General features: G+C 52.4%; 9 protein-coding genes. 6 read left to right on the top strand and 3 right to left on the bottom strand.

The window, feature by feature from the left end; all coding sequences use genetic code 11:
- Nucleotides 1-350 precede the first annotated feature (350 nt).
- On the top strand, nucleotides 351-1451 hold the full coding sequence (locus A1355_RS09465; protein WP_231883621.1) for a Fic family protein: 1101 nt from the start codon (nucleotides 351-353) through the stop codon (nucleotides 1449-1451).
- A 43-nt stretch (nucleotides 1452-1494) separates the two neighbouring features.
- On the top strand, nucleotides 1495-1785 hold the full coding sequence (locus A1355_RS09460) for a hypothetical protein (protein WP_064027348.1): 291 nt from the start codon (nucleotides 1495-1497) through the stop codon (nucleotides 1783-1785).
- A 236-nt stretch (nucleotides 1786-2021) separates the two neighbouring features.
- On the opposite strand, the gene A1355_RS09455 is transcribed toward A1355_RS09460, so the two are convergent.
- Entirely contained in the window at nucleotides 2022-2960 is a 939-nt protein-coding gene (locus A1355_RS09455) for a class I SAM-dependent methyltransferase (protein ID WP_064027346.1), read from the bottom strand.
- A gap of 22 nt (nucleotides 2961-2982) precedes the next feature.
- Between A1355_RS09455 and A1355_RS09450 the strand changes: the two genes are divergently transcribed.
- A complete protein-coding gene (locus A1355_RS09450) occupies nucleotides 2983-3759 on the top strand; it encodes a helix-turn-helix domain-containing protein (RefSeq protein WP_064027344.1) in 777 nt (258 codons plus the stop codon).
- A gap of 134 nt (nucleotides 3760-3893) precedes the next feature.
- Here A1355_RS09450 and A1355_RS25165 read toward each other — a convergent pair whose 3' ends face one another.
- Both A1355_RS25165 and A1355_RS09440 read right to left on the bottom strand, forming a co-directional pair.
- Nucleotides 3894-4265, bottom strand: coding sequence for a hypothetical protein (locus A1355_RS25165; RefSeq protein WP_157197824.1), 372 nt, complete (start codon nucleotides 4263-4265; stop codon nucleotides 3894-3896).
- Nucleotides 4222-4551 carry a transposase gene (locus A1355_RS09440; protein ID WP_064027339.1) on the bottom strand — a complete coding sequence of 110 codons (330 nt, stop codon included), beginning with the start codon at nucleotides 4549-4551 and terminating at the stop codon, nucleotides 4222-4224. Before A1355_RS09440 ends, A1355_RS25165 begins: the two co-directional genes overlap by 44 nt.
- Nucleotides 4552-4779: 228 nt before the next feature.
- Between A1355_RS09440 and A1355_RS09435 the strand changes: the two genes are divergently transcribed.
- The 3 genes from A1355_RS09435 to A1355_RS09425 all read left to right on the top strand — a co-directional run.
- Complete coding sequence (locus A1355_RS09435; protein WP_064027352.1) at nucleotides 4780-5031, top strand: antitoxin; 252 nt, start codon at nucleotides 4780-4782, stop codon at nucleotides 5029-5031.
- Entirely contained in the window at nucleotides 5028-5339 is a 312-nt protein-coding gene (locus tag A1355_RS09430; RefSeq protein WP_064027336.1) for a type II toxin-antitoxin system RelE/ParE family toxin, read from the top strand. The genes A1355_RS09435 and A1355_RS09430 overlap by 4 nt, the downstream gene beginning before the upstream one ends.
- 599 nt (nucleotides 5340-5938) lie before the next feature.
- Nucleotides 5939-6420, top strand: a 482-nt coding sequence (locus A1355_RS09425; RefSeq protein ID WP_197471766.1) for a transposase, incomplete at its 3' end; no start/stop codon positions are given.

The raw sequence follows: 6420 nt of genomic DNA, 5'->3' as shown, positions 1-6420 counted from the left end.
GTTGGGGGCTGTGAAAAATGGCACGGTGTCCTTTAACCTGGGCAAATGGTTCGCCTCGATCCAGACCGAGCGTGAAGTCGAAACGCCGGTGCATCCATCGACCGGCAAACCCTTGCCACTCTCCGCGACACCTTGTTACCCCGCCTAATTTCCGGCCAGCTCCGCCTGCCGGAAGCCGAGGCCATGATAGAGACTGTCTGAGATGTCGCCCCTGCGCCTATTCAAGTTTTCTTTGATACTCGCGACGACTATTAAAGAATGCTTTAATATGGCGGCTTTCTATTGAAGTAGATTTGCATACCATGCGCAGCACCGGCGATTACTTCACTTCCACGACTTTGGGCGAGCCCGTGCGGGCATTTGTCCCGCATCCATTGCCACCTAGCGATCCGGTTTTGGCCGTCGAAAGTTATGCCGCGCTCAACCATGCCGCCGAGTTGGCATTGGCAAGGTTGTCGGGGGTGTCCGGGCTAGTGCCGTCGGTGGATTGGCTGCTTTACAGCGCGATCCGCAAAGAGGCATTGCTGACCTCGCAAATCGAGGGCACGCAAGCGACGTTGACCGACTTATTCGATGAGGAAGCCGGCTTTGCCGTTAGCAACACCGACGATGTGGAGGAAGTGACCAACTATTTACGCGCCTTCCGTCTGGTGCAGGATAACTTACGCGCAGCCGATGGCTTGCCGATCAGCGTTCGCTTGTTGTGCAATGCTCACCACTTGCTGCTGGATGGGGCGAGAGGCACGGGAAAACAACCTGGCGAGTTGCGCCGGTCGCAGAACTGGATTGGCGGTACCCGGCCCGGTAATGCGGCGTTTGTGCCACCACCGGCGGAACGGGTCGCTGATTTGTTGTCCGATGTGGAACGCTTCATTCACGCCACTCAGCTGGATGATTTGCCGCCGTTGGTGAAGATTGCCTTGGTCCATGCCCAATTTGAGACCATCCACCCGTTTCTGGATGGCAACGGCCGGATTGGCCGCTTGTTGATCGCGGCGTTGATGGAGCATTGGGGCTTATTGCCCGAACCCTTGATGTATCTCAGCGGCTACTTGAAACAACACCAAAGCGAGTATTACCGGCGCTTGTCGGCCATCCGCACCGATGGCGATTGGGAAGGCTGGGTGTCTTTCTTTTTGGAAGCTGTAGCAGTGGCGGCCACCGACGCCGAGCGCAGTATCGTGGCGATTGCCATCCTGGTCGCGGCGGACCGACGGCGTCTACTGGGTGCGGCGAAAGTTGGCCCGGCCAGCTATCGCTTGTTTGAGCTGCTGCCGATGATGCCGCGCTTCAGCATTGAGCAGGTGCGCCAGAAACTCAACACCACCTTCCCAACCGCCACGGCAGCGGTCAAAGTCCTGGAGGAGTTGAGCATTGTGGTGGAATTTACCGGGCAGAAAAAAAACCGCTGCTACAGTTACCAGCCGTACATCGAGTTGCTGACGCGCTGATGAAACCTAGCACCACACACCACTAGCCTATCGGAGACAGGCCATGACCGAAGACGGCTCAAGGCCGCCACTTTACACGGTCGAAAGGCGCCGGCAACTGATCCTGGACATGGCCAAGCAAGGCTTCGAAGTGGCCGATCTGGCCTATCAACTGTTGAATATCGGCCCCACCGTCAATTCCGGCCGGCATTGGCTGATGCCATGGGAGGGCTCGGCTTACCACCATTTGCGCAGGCTGGCCGCGCAACGCTTGGGATTGACCGCCAAGTTGCGCCGGCAAGACCCACAACTTTTGGTGTTAGGGGCCTTTACCAGCAATCGCGAGAGACCGTGACGGCCGCTATTTCATCCTGGCCAAAGTCGATGCCGGACAGTCCGAACCGACAAGGGAAAAAGATGCCTAGCAAAAATAACTTGACGAGAGAATTGTCTAGCCGAAGAATTCTGCTGCATTGGCGTCTGGCAGTTCCTATCGCTACGGAAATCCGGTGCCTGCGATTTTCAAGGGAAAAAATATTATTAGAGGGAATTAGCTTCTTAAAGCTTAGGGATCAGCATTAACTTAACTTGTCAGGGACACAGTCCAATCGCGATATGCAGCGACAAATTACCCGAATTCTTACAGCCTAAAGAATAGCGCTGTTGACGCCATTTTTCGGCTTCTACCTCCAGCCGAATCATCAACACAGATACTTGACCGTTCGCATCCGCCGGGTTTGATGCCAGATATTGATTTGCGACTGCCTCAATCAGCTGAACGCGCTTAGTTTGCGGCACTCGTTCGGTATAGGGCAACCAAGTTGTCCGAATCCAGCCTATGAACGCTTCCGCATTCGCATGTATTGCATGTTTTTCGATCAACTCCAGCCGTTTGATTGCAAAGCCAGCCGCCGGCAGCCAACGTTGATAATCTTTAACGCCTTTGAATCCGTAGGGACATGAAAAGTCAGTAAAATAGTTGCGCCACTGCGGTAAGGCAAGCACTTGTTCCAATGCGGCCATAAACTCTGGCATGCCATTGTGGGCACCCATTTGTAATAGTATCCTGCCGCCCGGTTTCAAACTTCGATACATGCCGGATATGACCGGTCTATGGTCGTCAATCCAATGCAGCACGGCATTGGAAAACACCGCATCGAATTGGTCGCTAAACCTCAATTCCCGTGCGTCCATTTGCTGAAATAACAGATTGGCATAACGGTTGGCTGGGTACTCGCGGTTAGCCAAAGCGATCATTGCCTCCGAATTATCGACGCCAACGACATGGCCATGCGGTAAATGAGCGGCGATTTCGGCCGTCACTTTGCCATCGCCGCAGCCCACATCCAGTACGGCTTCGGTACCGGTCAAATTTAACTTGGCAATTAATTCCCGAGCCCACCGCTGTTGGGCAGCGGAATTTTGTAGATAGTCCTCGGCGTTCCAATGATAGCGGTGCATCGTCAACTCCTGATTGTTTAATGACAGCGCTATTGTCAGGCGGCTTTTTAACTGGTACAAGATAAGCATTTATACTGGTATAAATGCCACCATGTCCGATTCCAATCCGCGCCGTTTGTTAGGCGCGTTTATCCGCAGCCATCGGGAACATTTACCGACACCGGCTAAATCGATCGGGCGGCGGCGTACGCCGGGTTGGCGCCGCGAAGAGTTGGCGGATGCCGCCGGAGTGAGTGTGACCTGGTTGACTTGGTTGGAACAAGGGCGCGAGGTACAAGCCTCGGTCACAACTTTAAATCGCTTGGCGCAAGCGCTGAGTCTATCGCCTGCCGAACGTGCATCGCTATTTGACTTGGCCGGTCGGCACGATCCGGACACAACAGCGGAAGTACCGATGGATTGGTTGCCGCAACTATTGACGTTGCCTGACCATTTTAACGGACCGGCCTACTTAATTGACCGTGTATGGACGGCACGCGCCTGGAATCGTCAAGCCGCAGAACTGTTCGTCGATTGGCTGGGCGTTGATTCCAGTGAGCGCAATTTGTTGAACTATGTGTTTCTCAATGCCAAAGCCCAACAATTTATTGTCGATTGGCCCGACCGTGCGCGGCGGTTGGCGGCAGAGTTTCGCGCCGATTATCACCGTCGGCCGCTCGACGGCGAGTTGCAACGATTGGTCGATCAGCTGTTAACGAGAAGTCCAGCGTTCGCGCACTATTGGCAGCAACAAACCGTGCTTCATCGTGAAGGCGGCGAGCGTCGTTTTAGTCATTCGCTACGCGGTCTCCTGAGCTATCGCCAGACTACCTTGGTGGTGGCCATGCAGCCGGATTGTAAATTGGTCTGCTTGGTACCGAACGTCTGAGGTTTAGTGTTCAACCCATCCATAGCCGGCTAAAAAATCCGGCCAGCTACACTGAAAAGCCGCCAATTTCAGCGACGGCCAGAGTATTCAATATCCGGTAATCTTGGTTTCTATCCGCCGAATCGCGCATGGCGTTATTGCTGCGGGTGGTTAGCCCCAATTGTACATAATGGATAATGGATAATGGCAATGGCGAAAAACAGCAGCGGCGGTATCACCGCGACGGTATTAACCCAATCTGGAAAGGCGCTGAGCGCGGCAAACACAGTCAGAAGCTGCGCGGAAAAGGCATACATCAATGCGGCGCGATAGGCGACATTCACGTAATGCGGCGCTTCCGCTTCCGGACTTTGGCGCATGCAAAGATATTTCCATAGCCCTGTCAATAATCCGGCTTGAAAGAACAAGCCGGCAGCAGTTGCACCAGGTTTTCTCCGCTTCGCTGCGAAAACCCGCCCGGCGCTACAAACAAAAATCGCTTTGCCACTGGGCGAGTTGATGGGCAAATAGGCCGCGCTCCCGGCACCAGGCATTCAGCGCGTCACCGCTCAAGCCATGACTTTCTTGCAGTGCCAACAAGCGCTCTTCAGGGCGCCAATCTTGGGGACGCTTGGCCGGGTTGGCGTTAGGCGTATCGGTGGTTGCTGTGCTTTTCATCCAGTTCTTTAAGGTATGTATGTTGAGGTTTGATTCGTCGGCAATGGTTTGAATCGTCCGCTTGCCACGACTGTAGACTTTCGCCAGGGCTTGTTCTTTGAACTCAGCAGAATACTGCTTCTTGGAAGGATTCATTTTTTATCTCAAATTTAAAGGGGGCTAAAAATTTGAGGCGACAACTATTCTGACGCAGGGGGAGCCTTTGATTATATGAGTTTGCATGTTGTCTAGAAAGCCTTTGTTAGTTAGGCAAACGGGTACTTTCGAACCAGGCTTTGCAGCGACCAGGGCCTAAAAACACAAATTAACATTTTTACATTTTTGTGCAATAGTGTGATTTTAAGCCACCAAAAGGATGAAACCATGAGCCGCCTGACGATAGAGATCACCGATCAACAGCATCAAACCATTAAGGCAATGGCCGCCATGCAGGGTAAAAGCATCAAGGAATATGCCATGCAGCGTTTGTTACCGCTGACCGCCGATGAAGAAAAAGCCATGCAGGAACTGGAAGCGTTCTTAAAGCCCCGCATTGAAGCCGCTGAACGTGGCGAAGTTGTCAGTGCGTCCGTTCATTCAATCTTTGAGGAAACCCTTGCCAAGACAGATTCATGAGCGTGACCGTTGATTTTACGACGGAGGCTATCCGGGATTTGTCCGCTATCGCCCGCTATACCGATGACACATGGGGGCGTGAGCAAGCGTTTCGTTATGCGGAATTGTTAAACAAACGCTTCGTGGATATTGCGGAAGGGAGACTATTCTCAAAGGTGCTTTTCCCCAAGTATCCCCATGTCCGGGTTTGTCGCTGTGAACATCACTATATTTTCTTCATGTCCCCACCAGAAAGCCGGAAGCCTGTCATCTTGGGCGTACTGCATGAACGCATGAACCTGTTGGCGAGGCTCAAGGACAGGCTTTGAGATGGGACACATTGGGTAACCGTAAGGATTCGTGTGATTTTGGGCAATACCATGATCATGCGCGGAAAACCAATTGTCAGTGGTTTAAGTGACTCCGGATAGGACATAACTATATTGCACCAACATGTGTGTGACTTCGCATAACATAGATTATGTTAAATAGTGGAAATTGCCTGCGTTATTTTATAATAATAACAAGTGATTAGATGGAATCTGGTTTTATACTTTGCTAAGCAAACCTATCTCGGTGTCCGAAACAAGTTGACCGATATAGCATAATTCCCTGTAGACAGCTCGCGGGCAGCGTACCCTCGAGACCTTTTCGGGGGCGAGCGATAATTTGATCGGCAATCGCTTGAAAACCAGATTCCGCCGTAGATCAACGGCTTTTCGAATATTCATTGGGTGTGGCCTGTAAGGTGAGAGTATTTCCGTTTTGCATCATGTGGAAATATTTCAAGGTATTCATGCCAGTAACCTAAGGACTACAAAAAGCAATACCGAGCGACATATAGCAACTCTTTAAGGAACCTCTGATTAATTCCCCAAAACAGCAAGCGGTATAATATTTCAACGAAATCGCGGTAGAGACGACACCCATGGACCAGCCCCAACAACTCAGCTTTGCCGATGCCGAATACGCTAACAAAGGCAAAGTCACCCGGCGCGAGAAGTTTCTCGACCAGCTCGAAGGCTTATTGCCGTGGTCGCTGATGGTGGCGGTGATCGAACCGCATTATGCGTCTGGTCAAGGACGCGGGCGCAAGCCGTTTCCCTTGAATGCGATGCTGCACGTGCATGTGGCGCAGATTGTCTACAACTATTCCGATCCTGGAATGGAAGATGCGCTCTACGAGATTGAATCGCTGCGACGTTTTTGCGGTGTCCGCCTGGAAGGCGTGCCAGATGAAAGTACGATTTTGCAGTTCCGGCACCTATTGGAAGCACACGGGCTCACCGAGCAGATCTTTCAGGCGATCAACCAAACCTTGGGAGAGCGAGGGCTGTTTCTAAAAGCCGGCACCCTCGTCGATGCCAGCCTGATTGCCGCGCCGACCTCAACCAAAAACCAAGACAAAGC

Origin of the sequence: Methylomonas koyamae, assembly GCF_001644025.1 — a bacterium.
GTDB classification, from domain to species: domain Bacteria; phylum Pseudomonadota; class Gammaproteobacteria; order Methylococcales; family Methylomonadaceae; genus Methylomonas; species Methylomonas koyamae_A.
Note: the sequence above shows the minus strand (reverse complement) of the source record. Positions and strands in the feature narration are given on the sequence as shown.